Here is a 23,216-nt window from a genome sequence, read left to right as displayed (position 1 = left end):
CGGGAATTTATTTTCCTGAATTTCCTATTCCCGGCGCAAATTAGCTTCCCTGATTTCCGCTAATTTTTTTTAACATTTCAAATTATCAAAATTCTATAATACCTTTTCTTAACTACCTCCTTGAGTTGGACATATTATTAAATCATTAAATAATATTATGACCAAGCAATATTTCTCATTACATTTTTTACTTTACAAAAGTCATCCTTTTCGCTGATGTTTTTCCAGCTGCTGTTATCCGGTAGAAATAGACGCCGGAGGCTGCCATTTGACCGGAATTATCTTTGCCATCCCAAATAACACTGTTAGTTCCCGATTGAGCATTGCCGTTAAATACAGAGGTTATTTTTCGACCGGCAATATCAAAGACATCGACTGAAACCAGCCCCTCTTCGGGCATTATAAATTTGATAATCGTAGATGAATTAAACGGGTTTGGATAATTCTGGGCAAGGAAGATATCGTTTGGAAGTTCAGCCGCTTCGCTTTCCGGAACATCCACATGACCAAATAATTTCAATACATATAAGCCATAGTCTCTATCAGCCACATAAACCGTATCGCCCTGTATAAATAAACCGCGCGGGTCTCTGGTGTAATAATAGCCAACTTCGATAGGATTGGCGGGATCGGTTATATCAAGAGCAACGACTTCATCATCAAAACATACTATCGCATAAGGATCTGTTCGGTCATCCATAATAGCGACATTTACGCAGTCCTCATATAAGCCAACGCCATAGCTGCCAACCTCATACGGGGCTTCCGGGTTTTCCACATTTATTATTCTCAAACACTGATCCCAATCGGCTAAATAGACATGATTGTCATAGTAAGCCGCGGCAAATGCTTCGCCTTCGGTTTCGAATCCGCCGATTTCCACAGGCCAGCCGCTATTAGAAATATCAAGTATACACAAACCGGTTTCCATTGTGGCAAGATACATAGTATCGCCGACCATCTCCATACGATAGGCAGAATCCCAATCGCCGTAAAAAGAGTTAATAAGTTCTATGTTGTCAGGGTTTCTAACATCCAGAATTTTTAAAGTACCGCTGTTTCCCAAATAAGCGATATCATCTATAACAACATGCCCCCTGGGTCCCATATTCAAATCGTTATAAATTCCGAGAGACTCAGGTTGAGCAGGGTTTTCCAAGCCGTAAACTCGGAAATCGTGGTCGCCGCCTAAATAGTCTCTGTAACTGGGAATATATAATTTGTCATCAACAACACTTACCGATGGCGAGATGCCGCCGTATTCGCCATCTTCAAAATAGAAATTATGGCTGTAAGTAACCATCGGCGTAGTTGGATTTGATATATCGATAGCTATTAATCCCGATGGTTTTTCAGACACATAGACATAATCCCCGGCTGCAGTCACATCATAGCAGGAGCTGAATGTAGGATATTCGCACACAAGAGTTGGAAAATGCAAATCAGGAGCATTGAAAATCATAAGTCCGTCTTCACCGCAAGAAAGAAATATATTATCATTACAATAGGCAATATTTTTGGCATATGCATGAGGATAGCCGCCAATCGGATGAGGGTTGCCCGGGTCAGCGACATCAATAACTGTCATGCCGCCAAATCTGGAAGCGGCAAACACACACTCGGTGGAATAATCAATTCGTCTTATTTCGGTTCCAGCTGAATAATCCCCTTCAACATAAGGAACATAAGGGTTCGAGATATTAACTACTTTAAGTCCGCCGCCGCCGTCATATAGAGAATAAGCCATATAGGCATAATCGCCCTCGATTTTAACATCATAAGCCCAGGTGTTATGCGTATCTATCAACCCTGTCTGATATGGAAATTCGGGGTCGGATATATTCATAATGTAAAGCCCGCCATAACCGCAGGCTATACAGGCAATAGAATCCTGCACATCAACATTGAGCGCCGCCCAATCTACCATGAAGGTACTTCTTAAAGCAGGGTGATAAGGGTCGGAAATATCAACTATATTAAACCCCGCATTTACAGCGGTAACATAAGCATAATTACCATCTACATATATACCAAAAGCGCCGTCAGAGAATTGCATCCGGCTAAGGATTTCGGTTTGAGAAGGTAAGTTTATATCTGCAATTATCAAGCCGTCATCATCATTAGCGATGTAAGCCAAACCATCTTTTATGTAAACATCCTCAATCAGAGTCCGAAGCGCAAACTGACCCTGCAAAATAGGCGATGCCGGATCGGTTACATCAAGTATTTGCAGGGTATTCCCTGCACCAACATAGCAAAGGTTATCAACCGCAAAAACCGTTTCCGATTCTCCGGGAACAGCGCGGCTGATTAATTCGAAACCATAGTTGGCCTGTCCAAATAATACTGAACTCGAACAAACAAGCAGAACTATGGCAATTAATAATCGCTTATTCATAATACACCTCGTTAAAATATCTTTTAAACTTAAAACACCTCAAAACACTTTATCATTAACTATATAAGTTTCAACAATTCTTTATAATCCCTTCCTTTTTCCCATAACGTTTCAAAAAGGATCTTTAAGCTTTTAGCCAAAGCTTGATGTTCTATAACCAGCGAGGTTTGACGGCTTTCAGAAGGATGATAATCTTCCATAGCAAATATTACCTTGCTTTCATCAAAAATAGAAAGCTTTAGGGGCAAGCTCTCAATAACACGTGAATATTCGCCCGCTTTTGCGGCAATATCTATTTGATTATATTGCCATTCAATCTCTTGTTTGTCTTTGCTTATTTCATACAACGCTTTACAGGTAACATTTCTATCAATAGCTTCAACTCCCTTGGAAGTCTGTTTTTCCAATTTCTTTTTCGGGTTGGAAAATGGCGGTTTGACAAATGCCAGGATTTCTTTCTCGGCCGTTTCTACCAAACCCATAAACCTTTGCGCTACCTGTTTGGGGTCTTTTAATAATTCGATATAATCTAATGGATCATTATTATTGGAGTTTTTCTTAAATTCATTCTGCAGGACTGAGGTTATCGATTTTGCCAGGTTTTCCTTAATAATAAAATCCGCTTTCTGGTATTCTATCAATCTGGATAGAGCTATCTCGGGCGCAATAGCCTTATATTTTTTTATACCGCCTAAGATTTCAACACATAATCCTTTCAGAACCAATTTCTGTACTATTTCATAGACTCGAGTTCTGGGAATTCCGGAGATTCTCGAAAGTTCGGTAGCGGTAAAATCATGCTTTCGAAGCATTGATAAATAGCCCTTAGACTCATAGTCGGTCAAGCCTAATTCCAGCATCTTGTATTTAATATCATCAAACTTCATTTATTGTAACCACTATTAGTGACAAATCATGATTAAATATAAACTATTTTTAAAAACTGTCAAGTATTTTTTTATAATCATAGATAATATATGCGGTTATGATTTTTTGTCAATAGTATAACTGCAGGGACTTCCCCAAAAAGTTAAATCCCGATTTTGCAGTTGATTTTTTAACAATAAAATTAACTTGATATACATCAAAGCGTAAGGGCGTATTGCATACATCCTTAGTTTGTTGACAAAAGGTAATATTGAAATTTATTTCGACACCATGGAAATAGTCGAGGCTGGAAAGCCCCGACTATTAAGTGATTATATTAATAATCAAAACAACACATTTTACTTACATTGCTATATTATCCCTGCGTCTCTTTCATTTACTGTTTGCAGCAGCATTTGGTGTGAATATTTTATATAAGACCGGCACAAATATTAAAGTTAGAAATGTCGATGCTATTAGACCGCCAATGATAGTCCAGCCCATCGGCGCCCACATTGTTCCGCCGCGCAGAGTTAGAGGCAATAAACCTCCAACAGTTGTGGCAGTGGTTAGAATTATCGGAATAAAGCGTATTTCTCCTGCCTCTTTTAGGGCAGTAATCAGTGGTTTGCCGTCTTTTCGCAGTTGGTTTGTATAATCCACTAAAATAATAGAGTTATTTATTACGATGCCCACCAGACTGGTTATACCTACAAAGGCAGTAAATGAAAAATTGTTGCCGGTAATAAACAGGGCGGCGACAGAACCTATAATCGCTAAAGGTATGGCTGAAAAGACAATCAGCGGCTGCGAGAAAGATCGAAACTGAAGAACCAACACAGCAAATATTGCAGCTAAGGCAATAATCACCGCCTTTGCCATCCCGCCGAAAGATTCCTCACGGCTTTCTATTTCACCGCCGATATAGTATCGATACCCTAGCGGCAAATTGTATTTTTTTAGCTTTTCGATGATCTGTTTAGTTGTTTTATCTACGGAGATATTTCCCATAACATCTGCCGTTAAGGCAACATTCCGTTCGAGATTAAAATGATTGATTGTCAGTGGAGTTGATTTGAATTCGATGGCGGCAATTTGTTTCAGCGGAACCTGAGCGCCTGTCTGCGATGATACATAAATCTTATCAAAATCAGATACGGTTGGCTTATCTGAAAAAGGCAGTCGAACAACAATATCATATTCTTTACCCCGCGCATCGCGGTATTGCGAAACAGACAAACCGGCAATACTGGCGCGCACAGTTCTATCGATATTTACCAAAGGAATCCCCAGCATCGCCGCTTTAGCCCGATTGATATTAACATGCAAATCCGTTTTTGATGTATTCATGGGATTATCAATGTTTATCGTGCCGGGTGCATCGGCTATCATCCGTTCAACATCACGGGCAATATTTTTCAGTATATCAAGGTTCTTCCCTATTATCTTAATGGCAATAGGGGCTTCAACAGGCGGACCCTGTTCAAATTCCTTTACCTCAATTTTGGCGCCGGGGAAATCTGAAAATTCTCTGCGAAGTTCAGCTGTAATATCACTAAGAACCTGCATATCGTTTTCTTTCAACTCGACATAAACCTGGGAGTAGTTGCTCTGTTCTCTCTTAGACATCACATTATAGTAAATCCTTGGGTTTCCGTGCCCTATGTTGACTGCATAATGTTTGACTTCATCACGCCTTGCCAGCGCCGATTCGACATATTGAGCGACTTGATCCGTTTTATCAATACTGGTTCCTTTAGGCGTTTCTATATTAATGATAAACTGAGGTTTTTCAGCCTTAGGAAAGAAGCTTACTCCGACAACCGGGAATAGCGCTAAACTACATAAAAATATAAGCAAAGCTGCAACAACAGCCATCTTGGGACGACTTAAAGCCCGGTTTAAGCTTTTCCGATAATACTTTTCGATAAAGCTATTTAATGATTGCCGAATACGGCTTTCCTTAAAATCGTCGCCCACTTTAATAAACTTGCTGGATAGATACGGCGTTAGAGTAAGAGATAACAACAACGATGCCGCAAGCGTGTAAACGACAGTAACCGGCATACTGCGTATGAAATCTCCGGTAATATTCTGCATCATGATTATCGGCACAAATGCAAGGATTGTTGTGACAGTTGAACTGACTACCGCCCACCCTATCTGTTTGGTTCCCTTAATTGCCGCTTCTTTCGGGCTATGCCCCATTTTCATGAAGCGGGATATATTCTCTGTTACCACAATAGCGTTATCTACCAGTAAACCCAAAGCGATAACCAAACCGGCGATGGACATTTGTTCGAGTCCGTAATTACTTATATCAACAAACCCCAAACCAATCAGGATAGAAAGAGGAATGACCAAGATAACGATAATTGTGGCGCGCACACTCACTGCCAAAAACACCACTAAGCCGACTAATAAGAGTCCCTGCAGTAAATTCGAGAAAAATCCGTAAACCCTATGGGATACGCTTTGGGATTGGTCGAAGACATTATAGAGATGCATAGACTGCGGCAATTGTTTTTCGAATTTGGTAAGTTTTTCTTTTAAGCCGCCGGCAACATCAAAAATATTTGTGCCCTCTTTCTGACTTGCCGTAACGAAAACCGCTCGTTTTCCGCTTACTCTGGCAAAATAATTATTGTCTTCATAAGATGATTCAACATCCGCTATATCTTTCAAATAAACAATCTTGCCGTTTAACGAATGGACGATAGTATTCCGGATATCTGCTATTGACTGATAAGAGCCGCTTGTTTGAACAGTAAACTTTCGCATTCCGATATCGATGCTGCCGCCCGGGATGTTGGCATTGACGCTTTGGATAGCTCCAATCACTTGTTCTAAGGAAAGACGATACTGGGCTAATTTCTCCAAATCTACCGATACGCGAATTTCCTGCTGAGGGAAAGCCCAGGTTTTAATATATTTTATACCGGGAACCTTTTCTAATGTCTTCTCCAGCCGTTCTGCTTCATATTCCAGTTCTCGGTAGCTGGCTGAATCCGAAATAATGGCTGTTTGAAGGATGCAAACATCGGAAATTGTCCATTTCTGGATTTCCAAACTGGCTATCTCTTCAGGAAGCTTGCTTCGTATGCTGTTTACTTTCTGGACTACATCCGAATATTTATCATCAGAATTGCTTCCTGATTCAAATTCGACGGCTACAATTACCAGTCCATCTTCGGAAACGGATGTAAGCCTTTTAATATCCTCCAGTTCATTGATTACTTCCTCAATGGGATTAGCAATCAATTCCTCCATATCCGCAGGATTTGCTCCCGGAAATATCACTATCACGCTGCTTCCCGATGGAGATACCTGGGGGTCCTCCGAACGCGGCATTGTGAATAACGATGCCAACCCGGACAGCACGAGCAGGATTACAACCATTATAGTGAACTGATGATTTTCTATTGCCAATTTTGGTATTCGCATTATTATTTCACCCTGTTTATATTCAGGTTAATTTCAATTTACTATTTTAATAGCAGAACCATCCGTCAAGTAGGAAGCGCCGCTGGCAATAACCGCTTGTATATCTGTCAGACCGGATGCAATAGCGATTCCGTCATCGAATATATAACCGATTTTTACATTAACTTTTTTAGCAGTATTATTCGATGTGTTTATAACATAAATATATCCTTCATTTGCATCAGCCTCAACGAGAGCTTCAGCAGGTATAATATAGCAGGGCTGTTTTTTTGCCGGAAAGATGTCAATCTTAGCGGTGAAACCTGAAACGAGCTTGTTTTTATTCGGGGAAACGGTCAATTCAACTTCATAAGTTCCGTTCAGAGGGTCTGCCGATTCTGCGATTTCGGCAACCCGAGCCGGGAAACTTATCTCAGGATAAGCATCGAAAGAGACGCTGGCGGAGTCGCCTATTTTCAATCTGATGATATCACTGTCGATAACTCCGGCGCGCGCAATCCATTCTTTATTGCTTGAACCGAAGATAAAAACAGGATTACCCGGAGCAGCCATTTCACTTTGCTCCGGGAACCGCTTCAATATCTTCCCCTTAGTCGGAGCATAAATCGCGGCATGCTTAAGATTGAACTCGGCGATTTTCAAATTTGACCGGGCAATATCAAGACCAGTCTCAGCATCTTCAATCTGTTCTAAAGTAGCCACGCTGTCGGCATATAGATTTTTTGCACGTTGATAGTCGCGCTGCGCTTTCTCGAAGCCGCTTCGCGCGCGAACAGCCTGAGCATTAATTTCATCCAGCTTTAACCGCGCTAACAATTGCCCCTTTTTTACCGCCTGTCCCTCATTAACATATATATTGTCGATAATGCCGCCAACTTTAAATGACAGTTTTATCTCAGCCGTAGAATGCAGTTTCCCGCTGGTATGAATGGGAATGGAAATTTCCTCAAGGGCGATATTTTTGGTTTTAACAGGGATAGCATCGTTTATCTTAATTTCATCGTTTTGCGAGCTGCATCCTTGATAAATAACAGCGCCGACAATTATCAAAAGTATCAATTGGATTACTTTTATCTTTTTCATAATTTGCCCTTTATCTGCTGATGATTTTAAAAACATCTATTATTCCTCACAATTTAATCCACCGGATAAAGCGCTAAGGCTTTTTCCAATTCCGCATAGCGAATATGGTAATCATATTGCACAATGATATAACTGATTTCAGCGCGGGTCATTGCCGACCGAGCATCCAAAAACTCAATTTGCGGAGACATGCCTTGCTGAAATTTTTTGTTTACAATTTCAAATGATTTTCGGGCGCTGTTTTGCCTGTCGTTGGCGGCGATGATGCTTTTATTTGCCGCATCCATATTAAGATAGGCATTGCGAACCTCCAGCATTACCTGTATCTCAAGCTCCTTTAATTGTGCCTGCAATTTCCTTTTCTCCGCCTGACACTGATTGACTTTTGATTTATCCTGAAGTCCGTTGAATAAATTCCATTGCAGAACCATAGAAGCCATCCAGAAATCATCATCGGAAGTGAAACTGTATTCTTCTCCCTGAAAGCCGTAGTCAAAAATAAAAGATACGCCGGGCAGAAATTTCGTTTTAGACAATTTCGCGCCGTTATTAGCCGCCTTGATGGCCGTCTGCATCTGCTTTATCTCATCCCGATTTGCAACAGCAAGCGATTCAGCCTTTGTAAATTCCGGCTTATTATCTGCGGACAATTGATCCGAACTGATAATTTCAATGGCGTTATTCAACGGGCGGTTAAGCAAAAAATTGAAGTATGCCGCCGCCATATCCCTGTTCTTAATTGCCTCTGATTTTCCTTGTTCGAGTTCGCTCAGCTCAGCTTTTGCCCTAAAAACCGCCTCTTTGGTAACTTTCTGATTTTCAAACAGTTTCTCACATACTCGCAGATTTTCATTTAGTAAAGCCTCTGTTTTTTCATATAATTGAACAACTTGAACTGTTTTTAAGTAGTTGAAATAGGCGGTCTTAACATCCGCCGCCAGTTGACGGGTAAAAGCTTTTTTTGATAATTTCTCAATATCGCATAAATTGGATTTTATTTTATAATTATAGTAAATCAATGGTTGAAAAACGGGTTGAGTAATTTGGATTTTTGTGTCATGCTCCTTTTCCAGCATGAAAGGCGAATTGATATTCTCCAAATCGCCCGGGAAACGCGCTTCTTGAAGAATCTGATTTAATGACTGATGAATCGGATTGATAATATCGCCAATCGGAAAATCGATAGATCTGCCGCCTCCGGCTTTCGAATACCGCGCTATAACATCTATTGAGGGCAGAAACAGTCCGCGCGCCTCATGTAAGGCCGCTAAGCTCTTTTGCAATGAAAAATCCTGCTGTTTTAAAGCTAAATTGTTTTCAATAGCTTCATCGATGAATTTATTAAGAATATCATCAGTACCGTAAGCGGAGATTGGCAATAGAAGCATAAAAACAGCAAAAATACTTTTAATCATTATATGCCTCCAAAATTTTTAAATAATATGCTGTCATAATTTATTTCCTTTTTTCTAATTATCTGCCTGCTTTTAAGCATTTGGCCTTAATGCATAATTTGATAGCTTGAAAAACTCTGTAATGAGTTCCTCGGGATTGAAATTTTCAAATGCTTCAATAAATTTCCTTTTATTAATAATTATTTGAATTACGCCATTAGTCTGCGCCCATAAAAGATAGGCAGTTTTTACCGGATCAAGGTCTGGCCGAATTGAGCCATCTTGAATACCCTCCCCGATAGAATCAGAAAGAATTTCTAAAGCCCTGCTGCCTGTTTTCATACACTGCAAAGCTAAAGAATCTCCATCGCTTACATCAATTCCCAAGGCTTCGAAATGTATTAAAGCATTAAAATAGTCAGGATATGTCTGGTAAAATTTGTAGTACGCTCGGCCAATAGCCACAGTTTTTTCAATCCCTGTCATTTTTTCTGTTAGCGTATTTTTAAACATTTCCTGAATTATTTTTAAGGCGCGCAGATTTATCCCTAAGTATAAATCTTCCTTGCTCTTGAAATAAAGATAAAGCGTTCCCTTGCTTAATTCCGCCTGTTCGGCGACATCATCCATAGTGGCATTGCTGATTCCTTTTGCGAAAAATATTTTTTCAGCCGCATCCAGAATATCATTAGATCTTTTCTTTTTTTCTCTTTCTCTTCTTTCCGCAGTTCCCATTAAAAGCTCCTTAGGTTTCAGGCGACGAGACGGATTAAACGTCCGTCTTATTTATGACCTTTGGTCATATTATATATCGCAGTATAATCCCGTAGCTTTAATGTGTCAAGTCTTTTTTTATAAAAATATTAAAAATAATAGAATCTATTTAAAATTATATGCGGCCGAATGTTCGGTTGGCTATTTATAAGTGGTTATTTAATTGGAGTTTCTTTGAAATTGTTAAAGTTTTACATGAAAGTAATGCGAAGGAGTACCCGCCCATAGCGAACGCCCCTTAAGCAACAAATAGCCAAGATTTAATCTTAGTTAATCCTTATATTAGACCAGACCTTGATCCAGCATGGTATCGGCAACTTTCAAAAAACCGGCAATATTAGCGCCATTGACATAGTTGCCGGGAGTGCCATATTCCTCAGCGGTCTCTACGGAAGCCTTATGGATACTGTGCATAATTCCATGTAAACGCTCATCGACTTCTTCACGGGTCCAGCTAAGACGCAAACTGTTTTGAGACATCTCCAAACCGGAAACTGCCACACCACCAGCATTGGCGGCTTTGCCCGGGCCATAAAGAATCTTCTTGCCGATAAAGACATTAGCAGCCTCAGGCGTTGACGGCATATTGGCGCCCTCAGAAACGCATTTGCAGCCATTATCTACTAATATTTTCGCATCATCGCCATTAAGCTCGTTTTGGGTAGCGCATGGTAAGGCAACATCAACAGGCACATTCCAGATGCCTCTGCCTTCATGGTACTCACAGCCAAATTTGTCAGCATATTCTTTTATACGGCCGCGCTTAACATTCTTAAGCTCCATAACAAAATCCCACTTTTCACCGGAAATGCCATCATTATCGACAATATAGCCGCTTGAATCAGATAAAGTAACTACCTTGCCGCCAAGCTGATTAACTTTCTGGGTGGCGTATTGGGCAACATTACCGGAGCCGGAGACAGACACTTTCTTACCCTCGAAAGATTCACCTTTTGTTTTTAACATTTCTTCAGCGAAATACACGGCTCCATAACCAGTGGCTTCCGGACAAATCAAACTGCCGCCCCAGTTCAAACCCTTACCAGTTAAAACGCCCTCGAATGCATTGCGAAGCTTTTTATACTGACCGAATAAATAGCCGATTTCACGTCCGCCGACGCCAATATCACCGGCAGGCACATCGGTATTAGGTCCGATGTGGCGGAACAGTTCGCTCATAAATGCCTGGCAGAATTTCATAACTTCGTTGTCTGATTTCCCTTTAGGATCAAAATCAGAGCCGCCTTTACCGCCACCCATAGGCAGAGTGGTAAGGCTGTTTTTGAAAACCTGTTCAAACCCGAGAAACTTCAATATGCCAAGGTTAACTGTGGGATGAAAACGCAAGCCGCCTTTATAGGGTCCTATAGCGCTGTTGAACTCTACCCGGAAACCACGGTTTACCTGAACCTGCTGATTATCATCCAGCCAGGGAATCCGAAACATTAGAACCCGCTCCGGTTCGCAAATTCTTTCCAGAACTTTCATTTCAGTATAAATTGGATGCCTTTCAAGCACCGGCACTAAAGATTCTACCACCTCTCGTACTGCCTGATGATATTCTTTTTCAGCAGGATTCTTGGCGATTATCTTTTCCATGAAAATATTGACTTTGTTGGACATCTAAGTCTCCTTGCATTTTCCGATTTCCTGAAAAGAAAATGCAGCTTTCAGTTAACCATAAACCTGTTTTTTCAAAGATCGAATTGCTCAATCCTTAGCTTACTCAAAATTTCACAAATCGCCATAAAATACACATCTTAAAATAACAGTCAAGAAAAAATTCTGCTATAAACTCATTATTATTGATTTTAAATTGAAATTAACTGCCCGCTAAATTGCTATAGTAAGGCGTTGGGTTTCTCCCCTGCCGCGGCCTGCTTTAGGCGGAAAACTCAGACGAGCCTACAGTCAGACCTACAACTGCTATAAATCATTCGGAATTATTAATATTGATATTAATGGGATTTAAGGAAGGAAGTAATTCTGATACAATTAACAAACCCTTTGCCAAGCAAACAATTTTTCGGCAAGGGGTTATAGTATTTACTTAATGTTAGAATACTCTTAACGAGCTTTCTATTTTCTGCCAGTTTTTTTCTTCGCCTTACGTTTAGGTTTCAACATGCTTAAAACAACCTCTGATATCTCAGATGGGTCGGCAAATTTGTAGCTAACACCTTTACTGGATAGCAGTTTTTTCGCTTTTGCTTGCTTGGACTTGGGAATTATAAAAACAACAGGTATCTTATAAATTTTTAGCGATGACAGCATATCACCAATACTGTACTCTTTGGCAACCGGTATAAATTTGTGAAGGTAACCAACTACCAGTGAGATGTTATCGTTCCGGTTAATATGTGCCAGGTATTTTCCATGGTTATCCCAACCGTTCGAGAGCGGCAATGTCTCATAACCTTCAAGCAAAAGGTTAGTCATGACTTCGGAGTTTGTTCCACCCATGTAGCCAACTATTTTCATTTAACCTCCTTGATTAAATAATTAAAATTTAATTTGGTAAATATGAAGTTATTTAAACACCTCATCAAAATAATTATCCTTATCGGTTGTTATTATTTTCATACTATCATATTATGATTTTTGCAAATAATATTTAATAATAATTGATTTTTCCTAAGTATTTAATTAACCACCACTGCCCGGCAGCTACCGTCCGCCTGAGGCGTAGCAATGACTGCTATTGGTGTTCAAGTTTGGATAATTTCGCAGGTAGTTTCACACTTCAGGTTTTAGTTTTGCAGCTTAAGTTGATTTAAATAAAATTTGAAATGATATTCTCTCATCTGTCTCTAAACATTTACAAACAAGAAGTAAATAAGCTGGATTTTCAGTAGAAATACTGTGGCAAAATTGTTGCAGTATATGTTGTAAGTTATTGATAATTATACAAGGATACTTGACACGAGAAAACCCACACGTCTCTAATATTCAGCTAAATATCGTTACAAGTCATTGGTTTACAAGGGAAGCAAAAAAGCGTCCCCAAGGGGATTCGAACCCCTGTTGCCGCCGTGAAAGGGCAGTGTCCTAACCGGGCTAGACGATGGGGACCAAGACCAAGTCAATATATACGAAAATATGTTGCTGTCAAGTTTATATTTTCAGGAATTTTTTCACCAGGTTTTTATCCGGCAGGTGTCGTAAATAGCGTTTCTGTATAGTCAATACACTAAATTAATCTATGCCCTGAGTCATCTCCATAAAAGTTTCTGCTTTATTGTATTGTTCACGTAATAGGCTTATAAAATCAGCCTGTCTATGGGAATCCAAACCCAATAAATTCCATGTTTTTTCTGAAGGCGGCAAATAATTCTGGGGACAACCATCAACAACTTCCATTTCATGAGACAGATAATCGGCAATATGGATAAGAGCAACTTTCGGCTGTGTTTCAACAATACGGCTATCATGATGATAAAGTACTGAATTACCAACTTGATCCGGTATATTCCATTCATTTAAAAGATATTCGCCAATATCAGCATGAGTAAATTCTAATACCTTGGTTTCGGCATCTGCAGCCGTAAGACTCTTATCATTAGTCATTATTGATTCAATTTCCGCGTACTCTTTTTCCATATTTATTGCGATTATCAGCTTTCCGATATCATGCAAGAGACCTGCTAAAAATGACATCTCGGCTTCCTCAAAAGTATCGACCTTAATAATGCTAACTAATATTTTAGCCATAAACCCTGTTAATAATGAATGTCTCCAGAAACTCTCTAAATAATCATTACAAATATTTTTATTTTTTGAAAACATTCCAAATACCGAAGTTGAAACTACTAATGATTTTACTGCCTCCAGACCAATTATCTTGATAGCCTCATTGATATTGGCAACTGTTTTGGGAATTCCGTAAAATGCCGAATTGGTAAGTTTCAGGATTTTAGCTGTAATTGCCGGATCCTCAGAAATTATCTTAGCAAGTTTTTCAATTGGTGTATTAGGGTCATTAATAGCCTTAATAATCTGAGTAAATACTATGGGCGGAGTAGGGAGATCATGAACCTTATCCACAATGCTCTGAATTTTACTAGTATTTAATTTTTCTACTTGTTGCATGGTACTCACAATATGTATTTTTTCAATTAGTAACTCTATTCTACTTATTTTAAAGCCACTCAGTTTTGTGCTTTATAGCTGACAAATAGAGCTTACAAAATCAATATCGTCATACTCAATTGAATGTTTACAGTATTATTAATATTATCTAAAAGTAATTGTCAATATGTTAATTTACTTCAGTATTATTATATTATCAACCCATATTATTCATAAACCCTATAGAGCAAAGCAACAATATGCCAATCTGTCATTTTTTGCGAATAATCCGGGTTAGGTAAATTGCAACTAAAAAAAATTTGGCGATTCAAATTCGCTGCAATTATCTTAATATCTTCATTTATTCAATCGCAAAGTCCCGATTAGAATGTTGCCAATAAAACTCCAGCGGCCACAGCCGAACCGATTACGCCGGCGACATTGGGCGCCATCGCATGCATGATAAGAAAGTTGTTTGGGTCCTCGCGCGCACCTACCATCTGGCATACCCGGGCTGAGTCGGGTACCGCTGAAACACCGGCGGCTCCTATAATAGGATTAATCTTATTTTTCGATATTAAGTTCATAATTTTGGCAAATAAAACACCAGAGGCGGTAGCGACAGCGAAAGATGCGGCTCCAAGCATAAAAATTTTGATTGATGCCGGAGTAATAAATCGACTGGCATCAGTAGAGGCGCCAACTGTTAGGCCCAGTAAAATCGTAACAATATCAATAAAAGCGCTGCGGGCTGTATTAGCTAATCGTTCTGTTACGCCGCATTCCTTAAGCAGATTGCCAAAAAACAAAAAGCCAAGCAGATTGATTGAACCGGGCGCTATAAAACCGGTAATAATAAAAGCCGCTATCGGAAATATTATCCTGAGCCGTTTGCTCACCGGTTTTGATGGCTTCATACGTATGAGCCGTTCTTTTTTTGTAGTTAGAAGTTTTATAATTGGCGGCTGAATCACCGGCACCAGCGCCATGTATGAATATGCCGAAACCGCTATTGCTCCCAGCAGATGCGGCGCCATTTTTGATGATAGAAATATGGCAGTGGGACCATCCGCGCCGCCTATGATGCCGATAGCGGCGGCTTCCTTATAGGCAAAACCAAGCAATATTGCCCCAAGGAAGGTTAGAAATATGCCAGCCTGGGCGGCAGCGCCCAATAAAATCAAGCGAGGATTAGCCAGCATACAGGAAAAATCTGTCATTGCGCCTATCCCAAGAAATATCAGCGGCGGATACCATCCCTGGGTTACACCCTGATAAAGTATCGAGAGAACGCTTCCCTGTTCGTAGATACCGAGTTTTAAGCCCGGCGCAAAAGGTATATTGCCAATTAGAATGCCGAAGCCAATGGGCACTAAAAGCAAAGGCTCATAATCTTTGGCTATGCCAAGATAGATGAATATACACCCAACTACGAGCATAATGCAATTGCCGTATGTAATATTCCCAACAGCCCCGGATTGGACAAAGTTTAACAATATTTCCATTAATTGCTCCCGGAAATAGCGCGGTCGCTATTCGAATTCCACAAGGATTTGACTTTCACGAACCGAATCTCCCGCTGATACGGGAACAGCTTTAACCTTGCCGGATGTGGGCGCAGCGATAGATGTTTTCATTTTCATCGCCTCAATTATCAACAGTACCTGTCCCTCTGTAACTGAATCGCCCGGTTTGCATTTTATTTCAATTACCGTTCCTGCAATCGGGGAGGCAACCGAACCACTTACAGAACCCTGTGATGATTGAGGACTTGCTGCAGGCGGCGGCACAACAGCAGCAGCAGCTCCACCTGAATTAGCCGCTTGCACTCGCGGTTGAAACTTGGGCAAACTTGATACAGAGGAAAAACCCTCGCCAGCATCTAAAACTTCAACCTCCACCTCATAGGCAACGCCATGAACTGTTATTTTGAGCTTCATTGTATATCTCCTGAAATCATTATTATAAAACCTTTATTTTTTCTTAGACACTAAATGCGAGCCAAGCAATATAGATCTGCCTTGTACAGTCCAGGAACCCGGCTTGGCGCCCAAACGGCGTATGCGTCTTATCTTTCGGACATAATACCTTCCCTGCAAAACCGTAGCGGCGGCGGCTGAAATAATAACTAACGTCAAAATGTCAATATTAGCTTCCCCCTCTGAAGCCGTTGCTTCCTGTTGAGACAGTTCATGAGCCTGCCAACGGTCATCAGTTCGTTTTAGAAGAGATACAATTATCGATATAAACGTTAAGGCGGAAAAAACAATAAGTATCCCAACGATTGAGAATTTAATAGTAAATCCAAGCGTTTCCTGCATAATATGCCTTTTGTTTTAAAGGGGGATTAGCCCGTGTTTTTTCTGGGGACGCAATTCCCGCTTAGCTTTTAATACATCTAAAACCGCCGCAATATATTGCCTTGTCTCAGCCGGTTCAAGAACATCATCAATTAGCCCATGAGCCGCCGCTACATACGGATTGGCAAATATTTCCTTATATTCCTTGATTTTCTCAGCGCGTTCATTTTCCGGTTTTTCAGCATCCTTTATTTCTTCACGGTAAAGCACATTGACAGCTCCCTCTGCACCCATAACCGCAATTTCGGCTGATGGCCAGGCGCAGATAGTATCAGCGCCCATGCTTTTGGCGCACATTGCCAAGAATGCGCCGCCGTAAGCTTTACGTATTACAGTCGTAATTTTCGGGACAGTTGCCGCGCCATAAGCAAAAAGCATTTTGGCACCGTGACGGATTATCCCGCTGTATTCCTGCTGTACACCCGGCATAAATCCGGGAACATCGACAAAAGTTAAGATTGGGATATTAAAAGCATTACAGAATCTGATAAAACGGGCTGCCTTAACCGATGAATCGATATCCAGTACGCCGGCTTTTTTCATAGGTTGATTGGCAACTATGCCGACAGTATGGCCGGTAAGCCGTCCAAAACCGATAATTATATTATCCGCAAAATGCTCCTGGATTTCCATGAAATCGGCATTATCGACAATACGCAGGATTATCTCATGCATATCATAGGGTTCGCTGGGATCATCGGGAACAATGCTGTTTAATGATTCATCGGGAATGATTTCCTCATCGTGAAACTCCGGGAAAAATGGCGGGTCTTCGGTATTGTTGCTGGGCAGGAATGAGAGCAGTTTTTTGGCGATATTTATTGAATCCTCATCATTCTCGGCGATAAAATGCACAACTCCCGAATAATGAGCATGACTTTCCACTCCGCCAAGCTGTTCGGCGGTTATTTCCTCACCGGTTACCTGCTTTATTACCAAAGGACCGGTGATATACATCTGTCCCTCATGACGGATTTGGATAATAAAATCAGTCAATGCCGGAGAATAAGCTGCACCGCCAGCGCAGGGCCCGGCAATAATGCTTATTTGCGGCACAACTCCGGATAATAGCACATTACGATAAAATATCCCGCCATAGCCGGAAAGCGCGTCAACACCCTCCTGAATACGAGCACCGCCGCTGTCATTGATGAAAATGAAGGGGTCGCCGGTTTTCATCGCCGCATCCATAGCTTCCTTGATTTTATTGGCGGTAGCTTCGCCGACAGAGCCGCCGGCAACCGTGAAATCCTGACTGGCAACGTAAACAGGACGGCCATCGACAATGCCGTGACCGGTTACAACTCCCTCGCCAGGGAATTCCTTGCTCATCATGCCGAATTGAGTACAGCGATGCTTCATATAAAGAAGCGATTCACGAAAAGTATCTTCCTCAAAAAGCAGGGCCAGCCGTTCGCGGGCGGTTAGCTTGCCAAGTTCATGTTGTTTGGCAATTCGTTTTTCGCCGCCGCCCTGAATTAGCGTATTCCGATTTTTTTTAAGAGCATTTATTTTTTTCTCTGACATATCCTTATCACCTTAGATATTTTGTTTAATTATTGCAAGTGTAAATTAATAATTTCTAATAATCAACAAATATTATTGATTTTTAAAATATTATTCATTATTTCTTTGTTTATACTTAGATAATCAATATGTTTTTATAAGACTTTAATTTTCAATAGCTTATTTGAAGGTCTTTGAAACGATGCAAAGAATTTTGGTTGTTTTATTACTATTGCTTTCCCAAACATTCACGAAAAGTTGATGCACGGGAATGCACGCCAACCACAACGAAAGAGCCGACGGGAACGTCTGCCGCCGGCAACAAAACGAGTCTGTCTGCATTGGATGCTGCTCACGAAATGCGGCTGATGTATATCCTTGTGTACCAGCTTTATTAGCAAACGATTTCGTCCACAGAGTATGCCAACTGCGAATAATGGTTTTCATTCTTGCTGCCAAGCAGTGATTGGCAGCAAGATGGTTTGTTGCTTTGTCAGCATTCTCAGACTGTTGACTAAGCCCGCCCTTACTGGAAAATCGGGGCTATTAAGTTTTAGGTAAAGTTCTAACCCCTTAATAGTCGGAGCTTTCCAGCCCCGACTATTGCCATGACGTTAAAAAATGTTTTCAATATTACCTTTTGTCAACAATCTTTTGCTCATCCGATAGTTATTATTTCAGTAAAAGCATTTTCTTTGTTTGCTGGAATTTCTCTGAGGTCAAACTGTAGAAATAGAAACCAGAACTGACAACCGTTCCTTGATTGTTTGTTCCATCCCAGATAACCTGATGCGCTCCAGCTGACATATCGGCTGATACTAATGACCTGACTTTTTTACCCAGCATATTATAAATATCGAGGATTACATAGCCCGGTTCGGCAATGCTGAACTCGATATTTGTGGTTGCGTTAAACGGATTAGGGTAATTCTGATGCAGGCAGTAGATATGCGGTATAAGATCATCGCCAGATAATGTACCTGCGGTTCCGGCTAAAGCATCAACGCTCTCAATGGGCTCAGTAAGGCTCCTGCCCCCCCCTACCCTATGCACTCTGCCTAATTGGAAGGAGAAATTTGCGTCATAATTGTCTCTGACAATACTATTAAATCCCGGAACCGAAAAGTAATCGAGCACTAAGCCGTAGCAGCCCCAGCCCTCAGCCGGCATTATATAAGCATTTCCGTAACTTAATGATAGGAAAGAATCGGTAGGAGCAAAGTTAAGAGTATAGATCGTAGTCCAATCGTAAATATCCGGCTCTATATACTGATCATCCTGCAGGTCATATGTCATCACCTCGATAGTATTCCAGTCGTCGTAGGTGCCTAAGTCAGTAAACTGTATATTTTGTGGAACCGGCGCATCGCCAACTGTAATACTCTGCAATGTCAATAGAGCCGGCTCGTACTCCAGCTTGGTCTCATAATGTTGAATGTAAAAAGATGTTGTCGGTTTAACATATACAGGAACAGATACTACAGTTGTTGTATCAAAAACATCCACAAAACCAATCTGCAGTTCAGTAGAATATCCGGGAATATAAACCGAGCCGCCATGGAAATTTTCATTTTCGTATAAGTATACATAGTTGCCGGGTGTTGTGCCTAAAAAACTATATTCGTTAGAAATAGAACTTACAGCTTGTATCACATCAAGCAAAGTATCGAAATTAGCATCAGCGTTAAATTCATTATGAAAATCGTTTACTTTAAAGTAAAGAGTGACAAGCGAATCAATCTGCATATCGGCATATATTGTGTCGTACGGGATAATGGTTTTTGCTATTACTAAAATATCACCATAACCCGGGGCATAAGGATGATCAACATAAGTACCATATTTAACGTTCGCAGTATCGTAACCGACGTATTGCAATGGCCATTCTTCTATCGGGGGATTAGGCTCTTCAAGGCCATTCGGTCTATATGAAAGTAAAATCCTGTAAAACGTGCAGGGGAATTTGGTATACAGGTTAACCGGCACTTCAACATAGATATCCTTATTTTCATCCATAGCCTGGTTTGAGAAACCGGTAATATTATCGGCAACATCCACCCAGCAGCTATCGCTGTATGTTCTTATTGAGCCATCGTAGGTTAGTGGGTCGTAGGCTAACGGATCACCTGACTCGTAAAAATAAACATCATCAACAAAACCAAAAGGTAAAACCGAATCCGGTCCAACACTCAAATGTACATCAAAATAAAAATCTACCAATTGTACAATTTCGTTAGGCGCTAAAACAAGCGTATAGTTCCAGCACTGTACCTCAAAATTATTACCTGATTGGTAAATATTGTAATCTCCTTCCCAAGAGTTAAGCGTAAAACTGTTAAAATCTACACCGTCAGGCATGGAAATGCTAAATTCTATGCGTGTAATGCTGACCGCACTATTGCTTGCCTGAAATATAATTGGGACATTAATAGAATCTTGCCCGGCAAAAGACGGAACACTATCCGCTATCGACAAATTATGGTCGCAAGGCACCAATACGATAGGATTCTCCTCGCCGATATTCAGGTTGTCAGCTGCAAATGACGCTGAGGCGCCAAAAACTAAGCTTGCAGCTAATACCATTACAAAAACTTTTTTTATTTTTAACATGTCAACTCCTTTACTAAACAACATGCGCTTATATTTAGAATTAAAAATGTTTGCTGTTAAACCAAAGACTCCGGAAAAATTATTATCATGTTTCATAATCAGCTCACTTTATTAGAATCATCTTTTTAGATTTTTTATTGCCATCTGCTGAAAGAACATAGAAATAAAATCCGGAACTGACTATTGCGCCGTTATCATTAGTGCCATCCCAAACTATGCTATGACTGCCTGCCAACATTTCTTTTGACAAGAGCCGCTTAACTTTTCTGCCCAGGATATCGTAGATTTCGATTGAGGTATAGCCATTGTTAATAGTAAGGAAATTTATTTTAGTGGCGGCATTAAATGGATTTGGGCAATTCTGTGAAAGCTGCAGAGTCGGAACTATTATTGGGTCTGGTTTGCCTTCTCTTCCTCGACAAGCCTCAACCCAGCCATCCTCGCAAGCGGCATAATAATCATCGTATGAATCACTAAGAAGTACACGTTCCAACTTAATCTCCGTAATATCATAGGTAGGTTCGCCAGCGACTAAAAAGCCGCATAAAATGCCTTCTTTTATATCACCGGGATTCATACTGCCAGCAGCGCGAATAGTTTGGCCGTGGTCGAACACGTCTATGTTGTCCCAGTTAATATTGCAATCGCCCTCAAGCATCTCTTTTTCAAAAAGCAAGGGACCTTCTGTTGAAGCTATTATATCGATAGCATCAAATTTATTTTTCCCAATCCATTCCACCATAACTCGAACTTCAGCGAAATCGCCCTGACATTCAACATTATCTTTGACATTCATAAGAGCTAATGGCACCTCAACATAGCCGGTATCCGAGACGAAATACGGCGGTTCATTACTGTTGTCTCTAACAATATGAGCATCCGGGTTGTCCTCTGGCGGGAAATAATCCCGAACTTCGCTTATATTGTCATGATTATCAGAGAAATAAATAGGAGTCGTTTTTCCCAGTTTTTCCATAAACTCATCGTGCGCTCTAAAATGCAGATAGTAAAGTTCCGAAAATTCATCCGGAGGAATTTTTTCCTCTTCATGAATAGAGACCGTTGTAATCTCAATTGTATGCATATTATGTGTAGTATCTCTAAGAACACATATAACATCTTGAGGCAGGGGTTCATCGCCTACATCCATGTATTCGAATTGTAAATCGAGAACATTATAGACTAAAAATGTTCTATAATACTGCGCCCAGTATGTCGGTTTGAATAATACCGGAACAGTTACTCGACCATCGGAACCAATATGCGCATCGACAATATCAAACTGCGCCCTATATTTCGGAAGGTAAACGCAGCCCTCATGGAAATTGACGCCCGGAATCAAGTCGGCATAATGATTTGACCCGGCAGCTTTTATATAAGGCGGATGCGCAGGGTTGTTTAACGGGATAAGAGTTGATAGTTTGCTAAAATCGAGATCATGGTTGTATTGCTCATGCAAATCCTTAACATCGAATAAAAGCTTAACCAGCAAAACCTCCATCGAGTCGGGTATGCTAACAGGTTGTATGTTGGCAATAGTCAATAAACCCATACTGCTGTCGTGTTCGCATACATTGACATCATAAGCCTCGCTCAATTCTGTTCCAGCCCAGGACAAATATGTTGTATCGTAATATATCTGGAACGAATAGTCGGAGCAGGGGTAATTTGCATACAAATAAATAGGCATCCTGACATACATGGTGTCTTTAATGCTTCCTTCATCGCCAAAAGCCTGATACGAATATCCTACTGTTGAATCGAGAAGTACATAAACGCTATCCTGAATTGTTTTTATCCAGCCATCTTGAACAATTGGATCATATTGTACGTCATCACCATCTATGCTAAAATGAATATCTTCTTGAAAAGTAAGATTCATAGTCGAATCGAAATCAACGCCCGCGTCAATATCGAAAATAAGATTGATTAAATTATGAGCGGCATTATCCGGCAGAATATCATCATAGCCCTGAACCTCAATATAGTTGCCGCCGAGATAAACCGATAAATTATCGCTGTTCCAGTCGGTATGTATCGAATCGTAACCGACATAGGTCAAGCCATTTGAGGGCATAACCAGTTCAAATTCAAAGCCTGTTATCGAATGCCCCGGCAATGCCTCAAAATAAACCGGTACTATTACCGAATTCTGGCCTGGAAAAGCCATAACATTATCCAGCCGCAAAACATCATCACTGGGAACAAAAACAACAGGCATATCTTCTTCGCTGCTCGGTTGTCCGCCAGCGGCTGATACCGCCCCCACATTCAGAACTATCATCAATACCACTATTAAAAGAGTGGGAGTTCTAAAATTTATCACTCTTCCTCCTTTCTAAGTTAATTGTTATGGTAATTGTAATTTTTATCATGCTCTCTCCTTATATTGCATGAAATTATAAAGGATGAAATTAAAATTTGAATAATTCCAAACAGGGAGGAGATTTATTGTTCATTTCAAACATTATACTTCCTGTGAAGTTTGTATTGCGTAATACTGTTTTTGCAGAATCCTCAACTGCTTTAATTAGAATAATAATAGCACTATTAATAATTGATGTCAACAAAATTCCTGAAATTATCATAATAGTTAATGCATGTCCTGCCTCCTTAGGCGGGTTGGCAATGACATATTGGCATACTGCTGCATTGCCCTGTAGAGTTTATGAATAATGCGGGATACCTCTTGCGAAAGGTGGCTGGTGTATG

17 protein-coding genes and 1 tRNA gene are annotated in these 23,216 nt (G+C 40.5%); 2 read left to right on the top strand and 16 right to left on the bottom strand.

All coding sequences use genetic code 11. The features are described 5' to 3' along the window. Nucleotides 1-187 precede the first annotated feature (187 nt). The 14 genes from J7K40_00180 to J7K40_00115 all read right to left on the bottom strand — a co-directional run bounded on the left by J7K40_00180 (nucleotide 188) and on the right by J7K40_00115 (nucleotide 17,915). Nucleotides 188-2,398 (bottom strand): T9SS type A sorting domain-containing protein, encoded by a 2,211-nt coding sequence (locus J7K40_00180; GenBank protein ID MCD6160814.1) that lies wholly within the window; start codon nucleotides 2,396-2,398, stop codon nucleotides 188-190. Nucleotides 2,399-2,457: 59 nt separating this feature from the next. Beyond that, complete coding sequence (locus J7K40_00175; GenBank protein ID MCD6160813.1) at nucleotides 2,458-3,285, bottom strand: hypothetical protein; 828 nt, start codon at nucleotides 3,283-3,285, stop codon at nucleotides 2,458-2,460. A gap of 373 nt (nucleotides 3,286-3,658) precedes the next feature. Next, nucleotides 3,659-6,709, bottom strand: coding sequence for an efflux RND transporter permease subunit (locus J7K40_00170; GenBank protein ID MCD6160812.1), 3,051 nt, complete (start codon nucleotides 6,707-6,709; stop codon nucleotides 3,659-3,661). A gap of 33 nt (nucleotides 6,710-6,742) precedes the next feature. Then, nucleotides 6,743-7,828: an efflux RND transporter periplasmic adaptor subunit gene (locus J7K40_00165; GenBank protein ID MCD6160811.1), complete on the bottom strand. Its 1,086-nt coding sequence runs from the start codon at nucleotides 7,826-7,828 to the stop codon at nucleotides 6,743-6,745. 17 nt (nucleotides 7,829-7,845) lie between these two features. After that, on the bottom strand, nucleotides 7,846-9,207 hold the full coding sequence (locus tag J7K40_00160) for a TolC family protein (protein ID MCD6160810.1): 1,362 nt from the start codon (nucleotides 9,205-9,207) through the stop codon (nucleotides 7,846-7,848). Between the two features lie 72 nt (nucleotides 9,208-9,279). After that, nucleotides 9,280-9,921, bottom strand: a complete 642-nt coding sequence (locus tag J7K40_00155) for a TetR/AcrR family transcriptional regulator (GenBank protein ID MCD6160809.1) — start codon at nucleotides 9,919-9,921, stop codon at nucleotides 9,280-9,282. Between the two features lie 321 nt (nucleotides 9,922-10,242). Beyond that, nucleotides 10,243-11,583, bottom strand: a complete 1,341-nt coding sequence (gene gdhA / locus J7K40_00150; GenBank protein MCD6160808.1) for an NADP-specific glutamate dehydrogenase — start codon at nucleotides 11,581-11,583, stop codon at nucleotides 10,243-10,245. Between the two features lie 456 nt (nucleotides 11,584-12,039). Next, entirely contained in the window at nucleotides 12,040-12,441 is a 402-nt protein-coding gene (locus J7K40_00145; protein MCD6160807.1) for a hypothetical protein, read from the bottom strand. A 517-nt stretch (nucleotides 12,442-12,958) separates the two neighbouring features. Further along, nucleotides 12,959-13,032, bottom strand: a tRNA-Glu gene (locus J7K40_00140). 123 nt (nucleotides 13,033-13,155) lie between these two features. Further along, on the bottom strand, nucleotides 13,156-14,049 hold the full coding sequence (locus tag J7K40_00135) for an HDOD domain-containing protein (protein ID MCD6160806.1): 894 nt from the start codon (nucleotides 14,047-14,049) through the stop codon (nucleotides 13,156-13,158). Nucleotides 14,050-14,411: 362 nt separating this feature from the next. Beyond that, a complete protein-coding gene (locus tag J7K40_00130) occupies nucleotides 14,412-15,533 on the bottom strand; it encodes a sodium ion-translocating decarboxylase subunit beta (GenBank protein MCD6160805.1) in 1,122 nt (373 codons plus the stop codon). Between the two features lie 27 nt (nucleotides 15,534-15,560). After that, entirely contained in the window at nucleotides 15,561-15,968 is a 408-nt protein-coding gene (locus tag J7K40_00125) for a biotin/lipoyl-binding protein (protein MCD6160804.1), read from the bottom strand. A gap of 33 nt (nucleotides 15,969-16,001) precedes the next feature. Beyond that, nucleotides 16,002-16,349: an OadG family protein gene (locus J7K40_00120; GenBank protein MCD6160803.1), complete on the bottom strand. Its 348-nt coding sequence runs from the start codon at nucleotides 16,347-16,349 to the stop codon at nucleotides 16,002-16,004. Between the two features lie 15 nt (nucleotides 16,350-16,364). Then, nucleotides 16,365-17,915 carry an acyl-CoA carboxylase subunit beta gene (locus J7K40_00115; protein MCD6160802.1) on the bottom strand — a complete coding sequence of 517 codons (1,551 nt, stop codon included), beginning with the start codon at nucleotides 17,913-17,915 and terminating at the stop codon, nucleotides 16,365-16,367. A gap of 173 nt (nucleotides 17,916-18,088) precedes the next feature. On the opposite strand from J7K40_00115, the gene J7K40_00110 reads away from it, so the two are divergent. After that, complete coding sequence (locus J7K40_00110; protein ID MCD6160801.1) at nucleotides 18,089-18,292, top strand: hypothetical protein; 204 nt, start codon at nucleotides 18,089-18,091, stop codon at nucleotides 18,290-18,292. A gap of 274 nt (nucleotides 18,293-18,566) precedes the next feature. Here the strand turns inward: J7K40_00110 and J7K40_00105 are convergent, their stop codons facing one another. Both J7K40_00105 and J7K40_00100 read right to left on the bottom strand, forming a co-directional pair. Further along, nucleotides 18,567-20,504: a T9SS type A sorting domain-containing protein gene (locus tag J7K40_00105; protein ID MCD6160800.1), complete on the bottom strand. Its 1,938-nt coding sequence runs from the start codon at nucleotides 20,502-20,504 to the stop codon at nucleotides 18,567-18,569. 103 nt (nucleotides 20,505-20,607) lie between these two features. Further along, a complete protein-coding gene (locus tag J7K40_00100; GenBank protein MCD6160799.1) occupies nucleotides 20,608-22,830 on the bottom strand; it encodes a T9SS type A sorting domain-containing protein in 2,223 nt (740 codons plus the stop codon). Between the two features lie 95 nt (nucleotides 22,831-22,925). Between J7K40_00100 and J7K40_00095 the strand changes: the two genes are divergently transcribed. Then, entirely contained in the window at nucleotides 22,926-23,180 is a 255-nt protein-coding gene (locus tag J7K40_00095) for a hypothetical protein (GenBank protein MCD6160798.1), read from the top strand. Nucleotides 23,181-23,216: the final 36 nt, after the last annotated feature.

Source organism: Candidatus Zixiibacteriota bacterium, assembly GCA_021159005.1.
GTDB lineage: Bacteria > Zixibacteria > MSB-5A5 > UBA10806 > 4484-95 > JAGGSN01.
Note: the sequence above shows the minus strand (reverse complement) of the source record. Positions and strands in the feature narration are given on the sequence as shown.